Annotated in this window: 15 protein-coding genes; 3 read left to right on the plus strand and 12 right to left on the minus strand. The window is 71.1% G+C overall.

Translation table 11 applies throughout. The features are described 5' to 3' along the window. Positions 1 to 96 precede the first annotated feature (96 nt). Together lysA and AVL59_RS25710 are read right to left on the minus strand one after the other, a co-directional pair. Positions 97 to 1,425, minus strand: a complete 1,329-nt coding sequence (lysA, locus tag AVL59_RS25705; RefSeq protein WP_067308654.1) for a diaminopimelate decarboxylase — start codon at positions 1,423 to 1,425, stop codon at positions 97 to 99. Then, the gene (locus AVL59_RS25710) at positions 1,422 to 1,670 is read right to left on the minus strand and encodes an SAV_915 family protein (protein ID WP_372450430.1); all 249 of its coding nucleotides are present in this window, start codon (positions 1,668 to 1,670) and stop codon (positions 1,422 to 1,424) included. Before AVL59_RS25710 ends, lysA begins: the two co-directional genes overlap by 4 nt. Before the next feature lie 322 nt (positions 1,671 to 1,992). On the opposite strand from AVL59_RS25710, the gene AVL59_RS25715 reads away from it, so the two are divergent. Next, positions 1,993 to 2,559 carry a universal stress protein gene (locus AVL59_RS25715; RefSeq protein WP_067308657.1) on the plus strand — a complete coding sequence of 189 codons (567 nt, stop codon included), beginning with the start codon at positions 1,993 to 1,995 and terminating at the stop codon, positions 2,557 to 2,559. 143 nt (positions 2,560 to 2,702) lie between these two features. Continuing rightward, positions 2,703 to 3,479, plus strand: coding sequence for a GNAT family N-acetyltransferase (locus AVL59_RS25720; RefSeq protein WP_067308660.1), 777 nt, complete (start codon positions 2,703 to 2,705; stop codon positions 3,477 to 3,479). A 10-nt stretch (positions 3,480 to 3,489) separates the two neighbouring features. On the opposite strand, the gene AVL59_RS25725 is transcribed toward AVL59_RS25720, so the two are convergent. The 10 genes from AVL59_RS25725 to AVL59_RS25770 all read right to left on the minus strand — a co-directional run bounded on the left by AVL59_RS25725 (position 3,490) and on the right by AVL59_RS25770 (position 19,028). After that, positions 3,490 to 4,092 (minus strand): sarcosine oxidase subunit gamma, encoded by a 603-nt coding sequence (locus AVL59_RS25725; protein WP_067308663.1) that lies wholly within the window; start codon positions 4,090 to 4,092, stop codon positions 3,490 to 3,492. Continuing rightward, complete coding sequence (locus AVL59_RS25730) at positions 4,085 to 7,318, minus strand: sarcosine oxidase subunit delta family protein (protein WP_067308666.1); 3,234 nt, start codon at positions 7,316 to 7,318, stop codon at positions 4,085 to 4,087. The genes AVL59_RS25725 and AVL59_RS25730 overlap by 8 nt, the downstream gene beginning before the upstream one ends. Before the next feature lie 12 nt (positions 7,319 to 7,330). Then, positions 7,331 to 8,563: a sarcosine oxidase subunit beta family protein gene (locus AVL59_RS25735; protein WP_067308668.1), complete on the minus strand. Its 1,233-nt coding sequence runs from the start codon at positions 8,561 to 8,563 to the stop codon at positions 7,331 to 7,333. Then, positions 8,560 to 9,843 carry a serine hydroxymethyltransferase gene (gene glyA / locus AVL59_RS25740; RefSeq protein WP_067308671.1) on the minus strand — a complete coding sequence of 428 codons (1,284 nt, stop codon included), beginning with the start codon at positions 9,841 to 9,843 and terminating at the stop codon, positions 8,560 to 8,562. The genes AVL59_RS25735 and glyA overlap by 4 nt, the downstream gene beginning before the upstream one ends. Next, positions 9,840 to 10,700 (minus strand): bifunctional methylenetetrahydrofolate dehydrogenase/methenyltetrahydrofolate cyclohydrolase, encoded by an 861-nt coding sequence (locus AVL59_RS25745; RefSeq protein ID WP_067308674.1) that lies wholly within the window; start codon positions 10,698 to 10,700, stop codon positions 9,840 to 9,842. Before AVL59_RS25745 ends, glyA begins: the two co-directional genes overlap by 4 nt. A gap of 36 nt (positions 10,701 to 10,736) precedes the next feature. After that, positions 10,737 to 13,175, minus strand: coding sequence for a GcvT family protein (locus AVL59_RS25750; RefSeq protein WP_067308677.1), 2,439 nt, complete (start codon positions 13,173 to 13,175; stop codon positions 10,737 to 10,739). 297 nt (positions 13,176 to 13,472) lie between these two features. Then, positions 13,473 to 14,438 carry an ABC transporter substrate-binding protein gene (locus tag AVL59_RS25755; RefSeq protein WP_067308680.1) on the minus strand — a complete coding sequence of 322 codons (966 nt, stop codon included), beginning with the start codon at positions 14,436 to 14,438 and terminating at the stop codon, positions 13,473 to 13,475. A gap of 13 nt (positions 14,439 to 14,451) precedes the next feature. After that, positions 14,452 to 16,446 carry an ABC transporter permease gene (locus tag AVL59_RS25760; RefSeq protein ID WP_067308682.1) on the minus strand — a complete coding sequence of 665 codons (1,995 nt, stop codon included), beginning with the start codon at positions 16,444 to 16,446 and terminating at the stop codon, positions 14,452 to 14,454. Then, positions 16,446 to 17,537: a quaternary amine ABC transporter ATP-binding protein gene (locus tag AVL59_RS25765; RefSeq protein ID WP_067308685.1), complete on the minus strand. Its 1,092-nt coding sequence runs from the start codon at positions 17,535 to 17,537 to the stop codon at positions 16,446 to 16,448. Before AVL59_RS25765 ends, AVL59_RS25760 begins: the two co-directional genes overlap by 1 nt. 21 nt (positions 17,538 to 17,558) lie before the next feature. Next, positions 17,559 to 19,028, minus strand: a complete 1,470-nt coding sequence (locus AVL59_RS25770) for an aldehyde dehydrogenase family protein (protein WP_067308688.1) — start codon at positions 19,026 to 19,028, stop codon at positions 17,559 to 17,561. Positions 19,029 to 19,249: 221 nt separating this feature from the next. On the opposite strand from AVL59_RS25770, the gene purU reads away from it, so the two are divergent. Then, positions 19,250 to 20,122 (plus strand): formyltetrahydrofolate deformylase, encoded by an 873-nt coding sequence (gene purU, locus AVL59_RS25775; RefSeq protein ID WP_067308694.1) that lies wholly within the window; start codon positions 19,250 to 19,252, stop codon positions 20,120 to 20,122. The last annotated feature ends 71 nt before the right edge of the window (positions 20,123 to 20,193 follow it).

Consider the following 20,193-nt stretch of genomic DNA (forward strand, 5'->3'; position numbering starts at 1 on the left):
GCGAGGGCGAGCAGGAACACCAGGGACGGGGCGTCACCTCCGGGCGAGGGCCGGGCCGTCGCCTCGTCCGGAGGTGGTTCAGGGGGACGCCGCGCGCTACAGGCCCACGTCGCGGCTGCGGATGTCGTCCAGGGACTCGCGGCGGACCAGGAGGCGGGCGGTGCCCGCGTCCACGGCCACCACGGGCGGGCGGCCGACCAGGTTGTAGCCGGACGCCATGGACAGGTGGTATGCGCCCGCCACCGGCACGGCCAGCAGGTCTCCGGGACGTACGTCGGAGGGGAGTTCCACGTCGGTGTCGAGCACGTCGCCCGCCTCGCAGTGGCGGCCCATCAAGGTCACCGCGGCGGGGGCCGCGGTGCTGTGCCGGCCGATCAGGCGGGGCGCGTACCGCACGCCGTACAGGGCGGGGCGCGGGTTGTCGCTCATGCCGCCGTCGATGGCGACGAAGGTGTGGTCGCCGGTGCGTTTGACGGACAGCACGTGGTAGAGGGCGATGCCCGCGGGGCCCACGACGGCCCGGCCCGGCTCGATGATCAGGCGGGGCACGGGGAGTCCGGCCACCGCGCAGGCCTCGCTCAGCTCCGCGCGGACCTTGCGGGCCAGCGCGGTGAGGTCGAGGGCCTGCTCGCCGGGCCGGTAGGCGATGCCGTGGCCGCCGCCCAGGTCGAGTTCGGTCAGGATCAGGCCGTGCTGTTCGTGCAGCCGGGCCATGAGGCCCACCATGCGTCGCACGGCGGCCAGATACGGCTTGACGCTGGTGATCTGCGAGCCCAGGTGGCAGTGCAGGCCGGTGAGTTCGAGCTGGGGCTGGTCCAGGATCCGGGTGATGGCGTGCTGGGCGTAGCCGTCGGCGATGGACAGGCCGAACTTCTGGTCGTCGGTGCCGGTGCGGATCTTGTCGTGACCGCCGGCGCTGATGCCGGGCACCACGCGGACCATGACCTTCTGGTGGCCGCCGGGGCCGACGGCGGCGGCCAGCCGGGCGATCTCCGACGGGCTGTCGATCACGATCCGTCCGACGCCCAGGCGCAGGGCGGCCTCCAGGTCGCGCGGGGACTTGGCGTTGCCGTGCAGCACGATCCTCTCGGGCGGGAACCCGGTCGCGACCGCGAGTTCCAGTTCCCCGGCCGAGCAGACGTCCAGGCCCAGGCCCTCTTCGGCGGTCCAGTGGACCATGGCCCGGCACAGGAACGCCTTGGCCGCGTAGAGGACTTCGGCGTCGGGGAAGGCTGCCCGGTAGGTGCGGCAGCGCTCGCGTACCTCGTTCTCGTCGAGGACGTAGACGGGGGTGCCGAAGCGTTCGGCGACCTCGGCGAGCGGTACACCGCCCACGGACACGGCGCCCACGCGGGGCTCGTCGGTGGAGACGGGCCACACCGACAGGTCGGGGCTGGTGACCGCGGGTTCGTGGAGTGTGGTCATGATGCGCTCCCCCCTCGTCCGACCCGCAGCGCGGGCTCGGCCTGGTTGATCCACGCCTGTTCGGGGCCGAGCGTCACGGTCAGGCTGCGGACGGAGGTGAAGCCGACGGCCGTCCGGTCGCCGACGGGTGTGCGGAACAGCCGGGCGGCGCACCCGGACGGTCCCGGCCGGACCGGGACGAACAGGGGTCCGGCCGGGAACCGATCAGAAGGCTCCGGGTCTTCACCGCACAGGAGTTCTGCCATGGGATTCCTCCTGGAGGATCCGTGGTTCGTGTGACGAGGTGAGCGCGCCGGACGCGGGAGGCGGAACCGGGGCTCGCCCTCGACGCTACGTCCGCCGCCCATGAAATCCGGACACCTTCTGACGCGATGCTTGCGGCGATCCGGGTGACGCTGACGGGATGCTGACACCGCTGGTCACGCGCCTGCGGGGAGGCTGTCAGAAGTGCGCCAAGAAGTGCCGCGCAGGCTGTTCGAAGTCCGGCAGCGGGAGTTCCATGGAGGCGGTCCGCAAGACGGTCGCCAGCGGGGATCCCCCCGCGGGCGCGCGAAGAACGGTGGAGTCATGTCCGAGTCCGAGGCCCCCGCGGCCGTCCGTGTCGTGGTCGGGGTGAGCGGTTCCCTGGGCAGCATCACGGCCTTGTGCCGGGCGGCCGGAGAGGCACGGCGACGGGGTGCGGAACTGTGGCCGGTTCTGGCCTGGATGCCGCCCGGTGGCGAGCTGTCCGGCCGCCGGTTCCCGCCTCCGAACGACCTGGCCGACGAGTGGGAGCGGCTGGCGCGCGAGCGGTTGCTGACCGCGCTCGACGACGCGTTCGGCGCCGCCGGTCCCGGGGTCGCCATGCGTGCGCTGGTCGCCCGGGGCGCCACGGGTCCCGCGCTGGTCGACATCGCCGGCCGCGAGGACGACGTCCTGGTGGTCGGCGCGGGCCGCCGCAGTGTGCTGCACCGCGCGGTCACCCGTTCGGTGAGCCACTACTGCCTCACCCACGCCGGCTGCCCGGTCCTCGCCGTGCCGCCGTCTCCGCTGGAGTCCGAACTGGCGGCCGTGCACCGCCGGAACACCTGGCGGCTGCGGCTGGACACGAGGCATCTGCTGACCAAGCGCAAGACGGTGCCGCCGGAGGCCTGAACCGGGCACCTGTGGTCTCACCCCAGCCGGACTCGTGGGCCCCACCGTGCCGCCGGGCTCGCCCTCGGCGCCGAGGGTGCCGGGGCCGCGGTCCGTCGCCCTCCCGATCCGTATCCCGTCTTCCCCGACCCCACGAAGCCTTGATGATCGAGATCTCGCCGCCGGACCGCCGCGTGCTCGCGCACTGGTTCCCCACCGGCTCTCCCGGTCCCGCCACGATCGGTGAGCATGTACTGGCCACGGGCATCGGCCGCTGGTGGGCCGATCAGCCCGTCCAGCCGAGCATGGTCGCCGTGTCCTGCGCCGGCCATGTCGTGCTGCGCGGCAGTCCGCAGAAGCTCACACCGGGTGTCCTCGCCCCGCTGGCCGGCAACCGGGTCGAGGCTCCGGCACCGTTCCTGCCCGCCCTCGGGGCCGCGTTCGACCGGCTCACGCCGTGGGAGCGCATGATCTGGACGCTCCAGTGCGAGCCTCGGCCCGTCATCGTCCCGCGCACGGTGACCGTACGGCGACTCGAACCGGCGGACGCCGACGCCGTCGACGCCCTCGGCCCGGACGCTTCCTGGCTGTCGGCCGGCTGGGGCGGCCCGCGCGGCCTCTCCATGTCCGGGCACGCCTGGGGCGCGGTGGGCCGCGGCGGTCGCATCCTGGCGGTGACCTGCACCTTCTTCCGCGGGAGCCGCTACGAGGACGTGGCGGTGTACGCCGTCCCCGACCGCAGGGACCATCGCCTCGCCCTCGCCTGCGTCGCCTCCCTGTGCGCGGACATCAGGGCCCGTGGCCGCACGCCCGGCTGGAACTGCTCGGTGCACAACCGCGCCGGTCGTCTCCTGGCCTGGACGGCCGGGTTCCGCCTGGTCCGTGAGTACGTCCACTACGCGGCGGGGAGCCCCGTGTCACGCGAGCGGCTCAGCGCCTAACGGCAACGGGTCAGACGTATTCCACCGCGGCGTCCAGCAGCCACTCCTTCAGATAGTCGGCGAAGGACGAGCGCACCAGCACCCAGAAACCCGACCGCGGCTCGTCGCGCGCGACCAGGACGACCTGGGTGCGGGCCAGGTTCGTCTGTGCGCAGCGGCCGGGGCCGAAGGCGCGCGGGTGCAGATCGAGCGAGCAGCCGTGGGACAGCAGGTCGCGGGCTCGGGGTCCGGTGACGAGAACGGTGGTGCGCTGGGCGGAGACGTCCGTGACGGAGACCGGCTCGTCCGCGGCCACCGAACGGATCCGGCTGTCCAGGTCCCGCTGGGTGCCCGGGCGGCCCACCACCAGCCATTCGTCGGGCCCGAGCCACAGCGCGGTCAGGTCCCCGGCACGTACGACGGTGTCGGGCTCGAGCGGCAGCGGGATTCCCAGGGAGAGTCCGACGTCGTCCGCCGTCGCTCCCTTGGGGTCGAGGCGGACGTTCAGCTGGGCCAGGAAGGGCAGTTCGGCCAGGCGGATCGCGCCTGCGGAGGCACGGGTGACGGCCGCGAGGCGCTCGGCGGCGTGCGCCAGGGGGCTGCGCTGCTGCGCGGTCGGGGCGGTGTCAGCCATCGCGGCGGGCTCCCTCGGGGTCGTAGAGGACGGGGTGTGCGACGGTCACCGGAAGGAGCCGGTCGCCCACAGGTGCGTAGAGACGTTCACCGATGCGCTCCCGGCCGCCCTTGATCAGGGCGAGTGCGAAGGTCCGGCCCAGTGCCGCGCTGCGGTAGCTGGAGGTGACATGGCCGAGCATGGGTACGGGCGGGGCGGGCAGCACGCTGTCCGCGACCAGGTGCGTGCCCTCCGGCAGCAGGGCGCCCGGGTCCTCGGGGAGCAGCCCGACCAGGTGCTTGCGGTCGGGGCGGATCGTGTCGGCGCGGGCGTAGGAGCGTTTGCCGATGAAGTCCGGCTTCTTCTTCGACACCGCCCAGCTCATGCCCAGGTCCTGGGGCGTGACCGTGCCGTCGGTGTCCTGGCCGATGATCGGGTAGCCCTTCTCGGCCCGCAGGACGTGCATGGTCTCGGTGCCGTACGGGGTGATGCCGTGGGCGGCGCCCGCCCGGTACAGCGACTCCCACAGGGCGAGGGCTTCCCAGGGCGAGACGTTGATCTCGTAGGCGAGTTCGCCGGAGAAGCTGATCCGGCACACTCTGGCGTCGATGCCCGCGACGGTCGTCTCCCGCCAGGCCATGAACGGGAAGTCGTCGTTGCCGGCGGCCAGTTGGGGGGCGAGCGAGCCGAGGACCTCGCGCGAGCGCGGGCCGACCAGGGCGACGGTGGCCCACTGTTCGGTGACCGAGGTGCAGTGGACCCGCAGTTCGGGCCACTCCGTCTGCAGCCACTCCTCCATCCAGTCCAGTACCGCGGCCGCGTTGCCCGTGGTCGTGGTGACCAGGAAGCGGTCCTGGGCGAGACGGATGACGGTGCCGTCGTCGAAGACCATGCCGTCCGGACGGCACATCACGCCGTAGCGGATCATGCCGGTCTTCAGCGTGCTCATCATGTTGGTGTAGAGCAGGTCGAGGAAGGCGCCGGCGTCCGGGCCCTGTACGTCGATCTTGCCGAGGGTGGAGGCGTCCATGAAGGCGACGCCCTCGCGGGCGGCACGGCACTCGCGCAGGACCGCCGCCGCCATGTCCTCGCCGTCCCGCGGGTAGTACCAGGGCCGCTTCCACTGGCCGACGTTCTCGAAGAGCGCACCGTGCTCGGCATGCCATGCGTGCAGCGCGGTCACGCGGACCGGGTCGTGCAGCGCGCCTCTGTCGCGGCCCGCGAGGGTGGCGAAGGAGACCGGGGTGTAGGGCGGGCGGAACGTGGTGGTGCCGAGGGCGGAGATGTCCACGCCGAGGAGTTCGGCGACGATCCCGCCGGCCAGGACGCCGGCCGTCTTGCCCTGGTCATTGGCTGTGCCGGCCGTGGTGTAGCGCTTGGTGTGCTCAACGGAGCGCAGTCCGGCGCCGGTCGCGCGGGCCAGGTCGTCGACGGTCACGTCGCGCTGGAGGTCGACGAAGCGGGGGGCGCCGGTGGGGGCGGGGACGGAAAAGACGTGCATGGGCGGGGACTGGGGCTGGGCCGCGACCGTGGGGAGCGCGGGTGCCTCGGGGGTGTAGCCCTCGGCCTCGACGGCACGGGCTCCGGCCGCCGCGCCGTGGGCGAGGACCGCGGCGAGGTCGAAGGTGCCGGCCGCGCTGCCCGCGACCTCCAGCGGCTGGCGGCAGGTGTCGGGGACGAACGTGCCGAGCGCGCTGTCGTGGCGGAGCTTGCCGCCCGCCTGGCTGAACAGATGCGCCACGGGGTTCCAGCCGCCGGACACCAGGAGGAGGTCGGCGGCCAGCTCCCGCCGCGGGGCGATCTCTCCGTACGGGGCGATGGTCACGGCGGTGAGGCGGGCCTCGCCCGACGTTCCGGTGACCGCGTGGCCGGCCAGCACCTCGATGCCGGCGGACCGGGCACGGCCTGCCCACTCCCCCGGTTCGGGGCGCGTGTCGACGATCGCCGCGATCCCGACGCCCGCCGCCGCGAGGTCGAGGGCGGCCGCGTAGGCGCTGTCGTTGGTGGTGAAGACGACGGCCCTGCGGCCCGGGACGACGGCGTGACGGTTGACGTACGCGCGGGCCGAAGCGGCCAGCATCACACCCGGGCGGTCGTTGTCGGCGAAGGCCAGGGAACGCTCGTGGGCGCCGGTCGCGAGCACCACGCGGTGGGCGCGGATGCGCCAGACGCGTTCGCGGGAGACATTGTCCGGGGCTTCGGCGCCGAGGTGGCCGGTGCGGCGCTCGACGGCGAGGAGGTGGTTGTCGTCGTAGTAGCCGAACACGGTGGTACGCCGCAGTACGCGCACCTCGGGGGCGGCCTCCAGCCGGGCGGCGGTCGCCGCCACCCAGTCGAGGTGTTCGCCCGTGCCGAGCAGGCTGCCACCCGGCTCCGGCCGGTCGTCGGCGAGGATGACGCGTGCGCCGCTGTGCGCCGCGGCCGCCGCCGCCGCGAGGCCGGCCGGGCCCGCGCCGACGACCAGCAGGTCGCAGTGGGCGTGCACGGCGTCGTAGCGCGCGGGGTCGGGTTCGGTGGCCAGGCGGCCCTGGCCGGGGAGGCTGACGGCGACCAGGCCGTCGTGGAGTTCGACGGTCGTCGCGGGCAGCATCGGCTCGGGGAAGGGCTCCTCGATCTGCACCACGGCGTTGGGTTCCTCGACTCCGGCCGAGAAGATGCCGCGCGGGCGGCCGAGTCTGATGCTGGTCGCCGCCGCGATGACGCCGTTGGCCAGGAGAGCGGAGGCGAGGGTGTCGCCGCGGAAGCCCTGATATTCGGTGCCGTCGAAGGTGAAGGTGAGCCGGTCGTCGCGGTCGACCCGGCCTCCGGTCGGCAGTCGGAACGCCTGCCCGGGAACACCCACTGGGGCGGCTTCCCGATGCGTCGTCGGCTGGGGGCCGGTGGTCGTGGATCGCCCTTCCGGCTCGTCATCGAACTCCCCCGGACGGGCCGGACACACTGGACTCGGCCGAGAAGTGACCGCTCGTGGTTCGACGGCCGCCGGACGCTCCTCCCCGGCTCTGTACACGGCGAGGATCTCGTTCCTGGCCGTGTCCCGCACCGCGTTGAACCATCTGCGGCAGCCCGCCGCATGGCTCCACCGCTCGGCGAACGGGCCCTTCGGGTTGTCGCGGAAGAAGAGGTACCGCGCCCACTCCTCGTCGGTGAGGGCCGCGGGGTCCTCGGGGTACGGCACATGTGCCTGGCCGCCGTAGTGGAACTCGACCTCGTCACGGGGCCCGCACCACGGGCAGGGGATGAGCAGCATGGGTTCGGCTCCCTAGTGGGCCACCGCGGCCGCGCCGTGCTCGTCGACGAGCGCGCCGGTGGTGAAACGGTCGAGCGAGAAGGGGGCGTTGAGGGTGTGCGGGGTGTCGTGGGCGATGGTGTGGGCGTAGACCCAGCCGACGCCCGGGGTGGCCTTGAAGCCGCCCGTGCCCCATCCGCAGTTGAGGTAGAGGTTGTCGACGGGGCTGAGGCCGACGATCGGCGAGGCATCGGGGCTGACGTCGACGATGCCGCCCCAGGTGCGCAGTACATGGGCGCGGGCGAAGACCGGGAAGAGCTCCAGGGCGGCGGACATCTGCTCCTCGATGATGTGGAACGCGCCGCGCTGGGTGTACGAGTTGTACGCGTCGATGCCCGCGCCCATCACCAGTTCGCCCTTGTGCGCCTGGCTGACGTACACATGGACGGCGTTGGACATGACGACCGACGGGTGGACCGGCTCCAGCAGCTCGGAGACCAGGGCCTGCAACGGGTGGCTCTGCAGCGGGAGTTCGATGCCCGCCATCGCGGCCAGCACCGAGGTGTGGCCGGCCGAGCACAGGGCCACCTTGCCGGCCGCGATCGGGCCGAGCGAGGTCCGCACGCCCACGATCCTGCCGCCGACGACATCGAGTCCGGTGACCTCACAGTTCTGGATGATGTCGACGCCGGCCGCGTCGGCGCTGCGGGCGAAGCCCCACGCGACGTAGTCGTGCTTGGCGATTCCTCCGCGTGCCTGGTAGGTGGCGCCCAGGACCGGGTAGCGCACGTCGGGTGAGGTGTTGACGATCGGGCAGACCTCTTTGACCTGCTCGGCGTCGAGCCATTCGGCGTCCACGCCGTTGAGCCGGTTGGCCTCGACGCGGCGCACGCTGTCGCGGACGTCCTGAAGGCTGTGGGCGAGGTTGAGGACACCGCGCTGGGAGAAGAGGATCGGGTAGTCGAGCTCCTCCTCCAGGCCCTCCCACAGTCTGAGGGCGTGCTCGTAGATCCCGGCGCTCTCGTCCCACAGGTAGTTGGACCGGATGATCGTGGTGTTGCGGGCCATGTTGCCGCCGGCGAGCCAGCCCTTCTCCAGTACGGCGACGTTGGTGACGCCGTGGTTCTTCGCCAGGTAGTGGGCGGTGGCCAGGCCGTGTCCGCCGCCGCCCACGATCACCACGTCGTACGACCGCTTCGGCTCGGGGTTGCGCCACAGCCGGTCGGGGTGGTCGGGGATGTCTGCGCCGGGGGTGCTGGGGCTCATCGGGCGTCTCCGTCGTCCGAAAGGTGCGGGTAGAGCGGGTGCTCGGCCGCCAGGGCCGCCGTGCGGGCGCGCAGTGCGTCCGTGTCCGGATCCGGCTGGAGGGCCCGCGCGATCACGTCGGCCACCTCGGCGAAGTCCTCCTCGGTGAAGCCTCGGGTGGCCAGGGCCGGGGTGCCGATCCGCAGGCCCGAGGTGACCATGGGCGGGCGCGGGTCGAAGGGGACGGCGTTGCGGTTGACGGTGATGCCGATCTCGTGGAGCAGGTCTTCGGCCTGTCTGCCGTCGAGTGGGCAGTCCCGCAGGTCGACGAGGACCAGGTGGACGTCCGTGCCGCCGGTGAGGACCTTCACCCCGGCGGCGGCCGCGTCCGGGCGGGTGAGGCGGTCGGCGAGGGCGCGGGCGCCGGCGAGTGTACGGGCTTGGCGTTCGGCGAACTCGGGCGACGCCGCCACCTTGAACGACACGGCCTTCGCGGCGATGACGTGCTCCAGCGGGCCGCCCTGCATACCCGGGAACACCGCCGAGTTGATCTTCTTGGCGAGGTCGGCCTCGTTGGTGAGCACGACTCCGCCGCGGGGGCCGCCGAGGGTCTTGTGCGTCGTGGTCGTGACCACGTGCGCGTGCGGGACGGGGCTGGGGTGCAGTCCGGCCGCGACCAGGCCCGCGAAGTGCGCCATGTCCACCATGAGGAGGGCGCCGACCTCGTCGGCGATGCGGCGGAAGGCGGCGAAGTCCAGCTGTCTCGGGTACGCCGACCAGCCCGCGATGATCATCTTGGGGCGGTGTTCCTTGGCGAGGCGTTCCACCTCGTCCATGTCGACCAGGTGATCCGTTTCGGTCACGTGGTACGGCACGACGTTGAACATCTTGCCGCTGTAGTTGATGCGCATGCCGTGGGTGAGGTGCCCGCCGTGCGCGAGGTCCAGGCCGAGGATCGTGTCGCCCGGCTGGAGGAGGGCGAAGAAGACGGCGGTGTTCGCCTGGGCGCCCGAGTGCGGCTGGACGTTGGCGTAGCCCGCGCCGAAGAGCGACTTGACGCGCTCGACGGCCAGCCGCTCGGTCACGTCCACGTGTTCGCAGCCGCCGTAGTAGCGCCGGCCCGGGTAGCCCTCGGCGTACTTGTTGGTGAGGACCGAGCCCTGGGCCTCCATCACCCCGCAGGGCGCGAAGTTCTCCGAGGCGATCATCTCCAGGGTGGACTGCTGGCGGCGCAGTTCGGCGCGAAGCGCGGCGTGGACCTCCGGGTCCAGCTCGGCCAGCGGGATGTTCAGCGCGTTCATGGGGTGTTCGCGTTCCTCTCGGCGGCCTCGACGACATTGGCGAGCAGCATGGCCCGGGTCATGGGTCCTACGCCCCCGGGCATCGGCGCGAGCCATCCGGCGGCCTGGGCGGCGTCCGGGTGCACGTCGCCGGCCAGCCCGTGCTCGGTGCGGGTGATCCCGACGTCCAGGACCGCGGCACCGGGGCGGAGCATGTCCTTGGTGATCAGTCCGGGCGAGCCGGCGGCGGCGACGACGATGTCCGCCTCGCGCACGTGCCAGGCCAGGCCCTTGGTTCCGGTGTGGCAGAGGGTGACGGTGGCGTTCTCGGAACGGCGGGTGAGGAGGAGGCCGATCGGCCGCCCGACCGTGATGCCGCGTCCGATCACGCACACCCGGGCCCCGGCGAGCGGGACGTCGTGACGGAGCAGGAGTTCCACGATGCCGCGCGGGGTGCAGGGCAACGGGGCGGCCACGCCCAGGACCAGCCGGCCGAGGTTGAGGGGGTGCAGTCCGTCGGCGTCCTTGGCGGGGTCCATGCGTTCGAGTACGGCGTTGGCGTCCAGGTGACCGGGGAGCGGCAGCTGGACGATGTAGCCGGTGCAGGCGGGGTCGGCGTTGAGTTCGTCGATGACGTCCTCGACCTGCCGCTGTGTCGCGTCGGCGGGCAGTTCTCGGCGGATGGAGGCGATGCCGGCCTGGGCGCAGTCCCGGTGCTTTCCGGCGACGTAGGCATGGCTGCCGGGGTCGTCGCCGACCAGGACGGTGCCGAGGCCGGGCGGTCTGCCGTCGGTGGCGGTCAGCTGGGCGACGCGCGCGGCGAGTTCACGGCGGATCTCGGCGGCGGTGGCCTTGCCGTCGAGCTTCTGTGCGGTCACCGGCGGTGTTCCTTCCCTCGAAGCTCTCGCGGTGTGCTAACCGCGCAGGCGGGACATGGTGGGGTCGAACAGCGGCTCCTCGGCCACGACCGCCTCGACGCGCCGGTCGAAGTAGCCGATGTGCAGGGTGGTGCCGGGGGTGGCGAGTTCGGCCGGGAGCCAGGCGTAGGCGATGCCCTTGCCGATCGTGTAGCCGTAGGCGGTGCTGGTGACGTAGCCGACGGCGCGGTCGCCGTCGTACACCGGTTCCTTGCCCATGACGACGGACCGGGGGTCGTCGATGGTGAGGCAGGTGAGCCTGCGGCGGACGTCGGCCTTGCGGCGTTCGAGTGCGGTCTTGCCGATGAAGTCGTCCTTGTCGAGCTTGACGGCGAAGCCGACGCCGGCCTCGTAGGGATCGTGCTCGTAGGTCATGTCGGTGCCGAAGGACCTGTAGCCCTTCTCCAGGCGGAGGCTGTTGAAGGCGCCGCGGCCGGCGATGATCCCGCCCAGCGGCCGGGCCGCCTGCCACAGTGTGTCCCACAGCTTCAGGCCCTGGTCGGCTGTGGTGTACAGCTCCCAGCCGAGCTCGCCGACGTACGACAGGCGCATCGCGGTGACGGGGACGCTGCCGATGTGGGCGCGCTTGGCGCGGAAGTACTTCAGGCCGTCGCCCGAGAAGTCGGAGTCCGTGAGGGGCTGCAGCACCTTGCGGGCGAGCGGGCCCCACAGTCCGATGCAGCAGGTGCCGGGAGTGATGTCGCGGACCTGGACCGAGCCGTCGGCGGGCAGGTGACGGGTGAACCAGTCGAGGTCCAGGTTGCCGTTGGCGCCGACCTGGAAGAGGTCACGGGCCAGCCGGGCGACGGTGATGTCGCTGCGGATGCCGCCGTCGTGGTCCAGGAGCAGGGTGTACGTCACCGAGCCGACCGACTTGGCGACCTTGCCGGTGACCAGCCGCTCCAGGAAGTCGGCGGCGCCGGGGCCGCTCACTTCGAGGCGCTTGAGGGCCGTCATGTCGTACATCGCGACCGTCTCACGGGTGACTTGGGCCTCGGCGCCGACGACGGGCGACCAGTACCGCGCGGCCCAGTCGTCGGGGGTCGGGACGGAACGCCCCTCGACCAGCCCCGCGTTGGCCTCGTACCACTGGGGCCGCTCCCAGCCGTTCGCCTCCAGGAAGAACGCACCGTGCTCCTGCTGGCGGGCGTAGAAGGGGCTGGTGCGGATCGGGCGCGGCTTTCCGGACGGCTGGAGGGGGTGGAGGATGTCGTAGACCTCGACGAAGTTCTGGCAGTCGCGGGCCAGGACGTACTCCGGGGCGAGCTGGTGCGGCTCGAAGCGGTTGACGTCGCACTCGTGCAGGTCGAAGGAGGAGCAGTGGCCGTCGACCAGCCACTCGGCGACGGCCCGGCCGACGCCGGCCGAGTGGGTCACCCACACGGCCTCCGCGACCCAGAAGCCCTGGACGTCCGGTGACTCGCCGAGGAGCGGAAAGCCGTCGGTGGTGAAGGAGAACAGGCCGTTGATGCCCTCCTCGACCTTGGCCTCCTTCGTCGCCGGGAGCAGGGACCGGGTCTCGGTCCACGCGTCCTCGAAGTCCTCCTCGGTGAACTTCAGGACCGACGGCATCTCCTCGGCCTCGTCCACGGAGAGGATGTCGTCGGCGGAGACGGGCATCGGGCGGTGGCCGTAGTAGCCGATGCCCAGGCCGTCGAAGCGGTCGCGGTAGTAGAGGTCGGCGTCCTGGTGGCGCAGGATCGGGCGTACCGCCTCCTCGGTCTGGCCGGCGAGGGCCGGTACGGGCCCGGTCCAGGCGAGTTGGTGGGCGAGCGGGGTGAGCGGGAGGTTCATCCCGACCATGCGGGCGATCTTCGGGCCCCAGATGCCGGCACAGCACACGACGATGTCGGCGGGGATCTCGCCCTGATCGGTGACGACGCCGGTCACCCGGCCCTCGCTCTGGCGCACGTCGAGGACTTCGTGGCGGGCGAGGAAGCGCACGCCCCGCTCGGTGGCGCGGCGGATCTGCGCCTCGACGGCGAGGACGGCCTTGGCGAGGCCGTCGGTGGGGACGAGGAGGCCGCCGAGGATCTTGTCCCGGCTGACGAGCGGGTGCCGCTCCACGCACTCGTCGGCGGTCAGCAGGCGCGCCTCGATGCCCCAGGCCGTGATCCAGCCGTGCCGGCGGTGGAGTTCGGTGAGGCGCTCGGGGGTGGTCGCCACTTCGAGGCCGCCGACCTGCAGGAAACAGGGCCGGCCGTCGACGTCGAGGGAGCAGAGCTTCTCGACGGTGTAGCGGGCCAGCTCCGTCATGGTCTTGGAGGGGTTCGTCTGGAAGACCAGGCCCGGGGCGTGCGAGGAGGATCCCCCGGTGGCCGGGAGGGGCCCCTGGTCGACCACGGTCACTTCGGTCCAGCCTCGTGCGGAGATCTCGTCCGCGAGGGCCGCTCCCACGACGCCCGCTCCGATGATGACCACTCGGGGTCCCGCCATCGCCAACCTCCGAACTCGAAACCAGTCCAGTTGCTGTCTACGCAACGCGATTCAGGTTGCGCAACTCAATGTGCCCGTCCCGAGGAGGGGTGTCAAGGGGGCGCAGTACGTCCGTGAACAGCGGAAAACGCGAAGGGCCCGGCAGACTGCGCAGGCAGCCTGCCGGGCCTTTCGAGGCTCGTGTTTCGGGGCGCCCCGAAGGGGCGCGCGACCGCGTCGGCATGCGGATCCGCCACGTGGGCGCGACCAGCCCCGACGGACCCGCGGTTCCCCACGGCCCCGTCGGCCGGACGTTCGCTACTTCAGCCAGGCGTCAACCTTGCCGCGATTCGCCTCCACCCACTTCCGCGCCGCCGCGTCGGGCGACATCTTGTCCTGCGCGATGTACTTGGCCACGGTGTTCTGGTCGTCGTTCGTCCAGTTGAACTTCTTCACCAGGTCGTAAGCCGGGCTCCCGGACTTGGCGAACTTCGCGCTGACGATCTTGTCCAGGTTGTAGACGGGATAGTCGCAGGCGACCTTGGCGGCGTCCGCGTCGCACCCCGTCTTGTACGCGGGCAGGTTGACCTTGACCAGTGGCACCTCGGACAGGAACCACTGCGGTTCGTAGAAGTAGCCGATCGTCCACTGTTTGTTCTTCTCCGCGGTGCGGAAGGCCTGGATGAGCGCTGTCTCGCTGCCCGCGTACACCACCTTGTAGTCCAGCTTCAGATTCTTCACCAGCGCCGCGTCGTTGGTGACGTACGACGGGTCCCCGTCGAGCAGCTGGCCCTTGCCGCCCGACTCGGAGGTCTTGAAATTGGCGGCGTACTTGTCGAGGTTCTTCCAGTCGGTGATGTCCGGATGGGCCTTGGCCAGCCACGGCGGCACGAACCAGCCGATGATGCCCTTGTTGCCGGTCTGCCCCGCCTCGACGGCGGTCTTCTGCCCGGTGATGTACTTCTTCTTCAGATCGTCGTGGCCCCAGTTCTCCAGGACGGCGTCGACCTCGCCGGTCCCGAAGCCCTGCCAGGCGATCTCTTCCTTCAGGTCCTTCTTGGTGACCGTACAACCGAGGTCGTGCTGCGCGACGTAGGCGACGACCGCCGCGTCCGCCTCGTAGCCCACCCACGGGTTGACGGCGAGATTGAACGTGCCGCACTTGCCGCCCGAGCTCTTCGAGCCCCCGGAGGAGCTGTCGCCGACCTTCGCCCCTGAACAGGCCGTGAGGGTGAGGCCGAGGACGGCCATGCCGGCCGCGCCGGCTCGCCAGTGTCTTGCCATGGTGTCGTGCTCCTTAAGCCCTGGCGCGTCGCGCCGCAGCCTGAGTGATCCGGTCGAACATGACTCCGAGCAGTACGATGGCGAGTCCCGCCGCCAACCCCTTTCCGTACAGCTCTCCCTGCGAGAACCCGGCCACGACGTCGTAGCCGAGGGCGCCGGCCCCTACCAGGCCGCCCACCACAACCATCGACAGCACATAGATCAGGCCCTGGTTCGTCGCGAGAGTCAGGGCGCCGCGTGCCATCGGCAGTTGGACCTTGGTGATGATCTGCCAGGTGTTGCACCCGGCGGAGGTGGCCGCCTCCACGGTGGCCTCGGGCACGTTCCGCACCCCGTCCGCGATGATCTTGATCGCCACGGGCGCCGCGTAGACGACGGCCGCGACGATCGCCGTGAAGCGCGAAGGGCCGAACATCGCTAGGAACGGCACGAGATAGACGAACGGCGGCATGACCTGGGCGGCGTCCAGGGTGGGCCGCACCAGCCGGTCCACCAGTCGGCTGCGTCCCATCCACACGCCGAAGACGGCGCCGAGGAGCATCACGAGCACGGTCGCCACCACGGAGGAGGCGAGCGTGGTCATGCTGTCCGACCACAGTCCCGTGGCGACGAGCAGGCCCACGCACACGGTCGCGATCGCCCCGGCCCACCAGCCGCCGAGCACCACACCGAGGCCGACCAGGACGGCGGCGACCAGCCACCAGGGCGAGTCGGTGAGCAGCGTCTGGAACGGGTTGAGCAGACCGTTGGTGATCGCGTCGCGGAAGCCGTTGGTGAGGCCCGACAGATGGTCCTGCATCCACGTGGTCGCGGTGTCCGCGGCGCTCGCGATATGGCTGCCGGTACTGCCCTGGCCGGGGAACTCGGCGGCCCAGACGTAGGTGTGGGACAGATAGACCAGCACGGCCGACACGGCCGCGCCCGCCGCCAGCAGCGGTGTGCGCCACTTCAGGAAGCGGTCCTCCGAGCGGCGGGCCGCCTCGTCGCGTCCGGCGGCCGCCGTGGTGACCCGGTCGAGCACGATGGCCATGACGACGATGGCGAGTCCGGCGTTGAAGGCCGTGCCGACGTCGAGGGACTGCAGGGCCTGGACCACGGTCTTGCCGAGGCCGGGCGCGTCGATCAGGGCGGCGATGGTCACCATGGCCAGAGCGGCCATGATGGTCTGGTTGACGCCCATGACGACCGTGCGCCTGGACATCGGCAGCAGGACCTTCAGCAGTTGCTGCACGCGCGTCGTGCCCAGCGAGTCGGCCGCCTCGACGGTGGTCTCGGGTACGGACCGGATGGCGTGCGCGGTGATGCGGATGGCGGGCGGTGCCGCGTAGATCACCGTGGTGATCACGGCGGAGGCCCCTCCGATGAGGAAGATCAGGGTCAGCGGGGCGAGGTAGACGAAGGTCGGCATCGTCTGCATGAAGTCCAGGAAGGGCGTCATGATCCGGTTGAACCGGTCGGAGAGACCGGCCCAGACGCCGAGCGGGATGCCGATGAGCAGCGCCACGAGGACCGCCGACAGGGTCAGCGCCAGCGTGTCCATGCTCTCCTGCCACAGGCCTTGCAGCCCGAGGAAGGTGAAGCCGGCCACCGCGAGCAGCGCGACCCGCCAGTTGCCCACGGCCCAGGAGACATAGCCGGTGAGTCCCACGACGCCGAGCCAGCCGATCTGCGGGAGGGGGCGGCCGTCGGTGGGCTGGGAGATCAGGGACTGCACGAAGGTCACCAGGTTGTCGATGACCAGGCGGATCTCGTTGAAGAAGTAGAGGAAGAGCGGGTTGGAGTTCCGGTTCGCGCCGACGCTGTCGTTGACGTCGTTCAGCCAGCGGTGCAGACCGGTGAGATCGGCCGCGGCGAGGGTGAGCGTCTGCCGGCCGCGCAGCGCGGCGAACAGCACCAGCCAGACCACGAGGATCGCCGCCACCACCATGGGACGGCTGATCCTGCGGCCCGCCACCGCGGCCCGCGGCACCTTGTCGGTCTTGTGGGGTTTCTCCACGGCCAGGGCCATCACGCGCCGCCTTCCTGGCCGGCCACCACCGCGAGGATCTCCTCGTCGCCGACGATGCCGAGCAGTTGGCCGTTCTCGACGACCTTGACCGGCTTCTCGGCGGCCAGCACCGCCCGGGTGGCCTCGCGCACGACGACGTCCGGGCCGAGTTCGGGGCCGTCGAGGGCGTCGTCGGGCCCGGCCGGGCGCATGATCCAGCGCAGGGTCAGTACGTCGCCGCGCGGCACGTCCTTGACGAAGTCCCGTACGTAGTCGTCCGCGGGGGCCCCGACGAGCTCGTCGCCGGTGCCGCACTGGACCATCCTGCCGTCGCGCATGATGAGGATGCGATCGCCGAGCTTGAGGGCCTCGGAGAGATCGTGGGTGATGAACACCATGGTCTTGCCGACCTCGTGGTGCAGCCGTATGACCTCGTTCTGCATGTCGCGGCGGATCAGCGGGTCGAGCGCGGAGAACGGCTCGTCGAAGAAGAGGACGTCCGGGTCGCCGGCGAGGGCCCGGGCGAGGCCGACGCGCTGCTGCATGCCGCCGGAGAGCTGGTCGGGGTAGGACTTCTCGTAGCCGGCGAGGCCGACCAGTTCGACGACCTCCAGGGCCCGCTTGGTGCGCTCGGCCTTGCCCATGCCGCGGATCTCCAGGCCGAACGCCACGTTGTCGACGACCCTGCGGTGCGGCAGCAGACCGAAGTGCTGGAAGACCATGGAGAACTTGCTGCGCCGCAGTTCGCGCAACCGCCTGGGGTCGGCGCCGCGGATGTCCTCGCCCTCGAAGACGATCTCACCGGCGGTGGGTTCGATCAGCCGCGTGAGACATCGCACCAGGGTGGACTTGCCGGAGCCGGACAGGCCCATGACGACGAACACCTCGCCGGGCGACACCTCGAAGTCGACGTCGCGGACGGCGGCAGTGCATCCGGCACGGTCCATGAGCTCGCGGCGGGTCAGCCCGCGCAGTTCCTCGGAGCCCGGCACCTGGTCGGCCTTCGGCCCGAACACCTTCCACAGCCGGCGCACGGAGATGACCGGGGTGCGGTCCTGAGGATCCTGGGACGTGTCGCGCCGCTGCGACACCTCGGTCTGTGCTGGGGTCACGATCGACCTCTTTTCGGCGTTTCAGCCGCGGAACCAGTGCTGCGGCCGGGGTTGGATGTTCTGCCAGACGTGCTTGGGCTCTCGGTATTCGTCCAGACCTGTCGGTCCCAGCTCCCGGCCCACGCCCGAGTGCCCGAACCCGCCCCACTCCGCCTGGGGCACGTAGGGGTGGTAGTCGTTGATCCACACCGTGCCGTGGCGCAGCCGGCGGGCGACCCGCTGGGCCCTGCCCGCGTCCTGGGTCCAGACGGCTCCGGCGAGTCCGTACTCCGTGTCGTTGGCGATGCGGACGGCGTCGTCCTCGTCGTGGAAGCGCTCGACGGTGAGCACGGGGCCGAAGGACTCCTCGTGCACCACGCGCATGTCCTGGCGGCACTCGTCGAGGACCGTCGGCGGGTAGTAGTAACCGTTCGCCAGCGCGGGGTCGTCGGGGCGCTCGCCGCCGCAGCGCAGTACGGCGCCCTCGGCGAGACCCCCGGCGACGTATGCCTCGACCTTCTCCCGGTGCTGCGCGGAGATGAGCGCTCCGGTCTCGGCCTCGGGGTCGAAGGGCCCGCCGAGGCGGATGAGCCGGGCCCGCCGTACCACCTCGTCGACGAAGGCTTCATGGATCGAGTCCTCGACGATCAGCCGGGCACCGGCCGAACAGACCTGTCCGGAGTGCAGGAAGACGGCGGTGAGCGCGAAGTCCACGGCGGTCTCGAAGTCGGCGTCGGCGAAGACGACGTTCGGGTTCTTGCCGCCGAGCTCCAGCGCGACCTTCTTCACCGTCGCCGCGGCGGTGGCCATGATGCGCCGGCCGGTCTCCAGACCTCCGGTGAAGGACACCATGTCGACGCCCGGGTCCTCGGACAGGGGCGCGCCGACCTCCGCTCCGGCGCCCAGGACGAGGTTGGCGGCGCCGGCCGGAACTCCCGCCTCCGCAAGGGCCCGCATCAGCAGGATCGAGGTGGAGGGGGTGAGTTCGCTGGGCTTGAGGACGACGGTGTTGCCCGCGAGCAGGGCCGGGGCGACCTTCCAGGAGGCCTGGAGCAGGGGGTAGTTCCAGGGGGTGATCAGTCCGCAGACGCCGACGGGCTCGTACGTGACCCGGCTGAGGGCGTCGTCGCGGCCGGTGTCGACCACCCGGCCTGCGCTCGTGCCGGCGATGCCGCCGTAATAGCGGAAGCAGGAGACGACGTCGGCGATGTCGTACTCGCTCTCGACGAGCCGCTTGCCGGTGTCCAGCGACTCGGCGCGGGCGACGTCCTTGGCGTCGCGTTCCAAGATGTCGGCGGTGCGCAGGAGCAGTGCGCCGCGCTCGCGCTCGGGGGTGCGCGGCCAGGGGCCTTCGTCGAAGGCGCGCCGGGCCGCGGCGATCGCGGCGTGCGTGTCGGCGCGGGTCCCCTCGGACACCGTCGCCACGAGCGTGCCGTCGGCCGGACAGCGGATCTCCCGGTGGCCGCCGGCCGTCGGGGGCCGCCATTCTCCATCCACATACAGATCTGCCACGCGCCGAGCCCTTCGAATGGAATTCGTTGCGCATTGTGCATTGGATTGCTTGTGGTGGAACACCCTGGCCGAATGGGCGGACGTACGTCAAGGGGGCGGCGGATCCCGATTCGGACACCTGCACAACAGCCCTTCCACCCCTTGACCGCGACCCGCTCCGGAGCCAACCATGTTGCGCATCGCTCACCAAGTTGTGCCATACGCACCAAGGGAGGCCCTGTATGTCCCCCAGCCCCCGTCCTGGCCGTGAGTACGTCCTCACCCTCTCCTGTCCGGACACGGCCGGACTGGTCCACGCCGTGAGCGGCTTCCTCGTCAGGAACTCCGGCAACATCTTCGAGAGCCAGCAGTTCGACGACCGGCAGCAGGGCCGCTTCTTCATGCGGGTTCACTTCGACGTTTCGGACCCGGACGTCGACCGGGAAATCCTGCGTCACCGATTCGGCCCCGTCGCCGAGGCCCATGGGATCTCCTGGACCCTCCGGGATGCCGCGACCCCGACCCGGACGCTGATCATGGTGTCCAGGTTCGGCCACTGCCTCAACGACCTGCTCTTCCGCTGCCGCACCGGCGCCCTCAACATCGAGATCCCGGCCATCGTCTCCAACCACCGGGACTTCGAGTCACTGGCGGGGACCTACGGCATCCCCTTCCACCACATCCCGGTGACGAAGGAGACCAAGCCCGAGGCCGAGGAGCGGCTGCTGGGCCTGGTCCGGGAACTGGACGTCGACCTCGTGGTCCTGGCCCGCTACATGCAGGTCCTTTCCGACGACCTGTGCAAGGAGCTGGAGGGCCACGCCATCAACATCCACCACTCGTTCCTGCCCAGCTTCAAGGGAGCACGGCCCTATCAGCAGGCCTACGAGCGCGGGGTGAAGCTGGTCGGCGCGACGGCCCACTATGTGACGCCGGACCTGGACGAGGGACAGATCATCGAGCAGGACGTGGTGCGGGTCGACCACTCCCTCGATCCCGACGATCTCGTCACGGTGGGCCGCGACGTGGAGGCACAGGTACTGGCCCACGCGGTGAAGTGGCACACGGAGAGCCGGGTCATGGTGGACGGCAACCGCACGGTGGTCTTCCGCTGAGCGGCCCGCACCGAGTCGGGCGGTGCCGGATGCACGGATCCGGCACCGCCCGGCGTTCGTGTACCCGCGCA

This window comes from Streptomyces griseochromogenes (assembly GCF_001542625.1).
Classification (GTDB): Bacteria; Actinomycetota; Actinomycetes; order Streptomycetales; family Streptomycetaceae; genus Streptomyces; species Streptomyces griseochromogenes.

What these genes read in the sequence shown, in the direction of transcription:
- AVL59_RS25725 (WP_067308663.1), bottom strand. Translation starts at nt 4,092, where the DNA reads ATGGCTGACACCGCCCCGACCGCGCAGCAGCGCAGCCCCCTGGCGCAC.
- purU (WP_067308694.1), top strand. Translation starts at nt 19,250, where the DNA reads ATGTCCCCCAGCCCCCGTCCTGGCCGTGAGTACGTCCTCACCCTCTCC.
- AVL59_RS25715 (WP_067308657.1), top strand. Translation starts at nt 1,993, where the DNA reads ATGTCCGAGTCCGAGGCCCCCGCGGCCGTCCGTGTCGTGGTCGGGGTG.
- AVL59_RS25710 (WP_372450430.1), bottom strand. Translation starts at nt 1,670, where the DNA reads ATGGCAGAACTCCTGTGCGGTGAAGACCCGGAGCCTTCTGATCGGTTC.
- AVL59_RS25755 (WP_067308680.1), bottom strand. Translation starts at nt 14,438, where the DNA reads ATGGCAAGACACTGGCGAGCCGGCGCGGCCGGCATGGCCGTCCTCGGC.
- lysA (WP_067308654.1), bottom strand. Translation starts at nt 1,425, where the DNA reads ATGACCACACTCCACGAACCCGCGGTCACCAGCCCCGACCTGTCGGTG.
- AVL59_RS25750 (WP_067308677.1), bottom strand. Translation starts at nt 13,175, where the DNA reads ATGGCGGGACCCCGAGTGGTCATCATCGGAGCGGGCGTCGTGGGAGCG.
- AVL59_RS25720 (WP_067308660.1), top strand. Translation starts at nt 2,703, where the DNA reads ATGATCGAGATCTCGCCGCCGGACCGCCGCGTGCTCGCGCACTGGTTC.
- AVL59_RS25730 (WP_067308666.1), bottom strand. Translation starts at nt 7,318, where the DNA reads ATGCTGCTCATCCCCTGCCCGTGGTGCGGGCCCCGTGACGAGGTCGAG.
- glyA (WP_067308671.1), bottom strand. Translation starts at nt 9,843, where the DNA reads ATGAACGCGCTGAACATCCCGCTGGCCGAGCTGGACCCGGAGGTCCAC.
- AVL59_RS25735 (WP_067308668.1), bottom strand. Translation starts at nt 8,563, where the DNA reads ATGAGCCCCAGCACCCCCGGCGCAGACATCCCCGACCACCCCGACCGG.
- AVL59_RS25760 (WP_067308682.1), bottom strand. Translation starts at nt 16,446, where the DNA reads ATGGCCCTGGCCGTGGAGAAACCCCACAAGACCGACAAGGTGCCGCGG.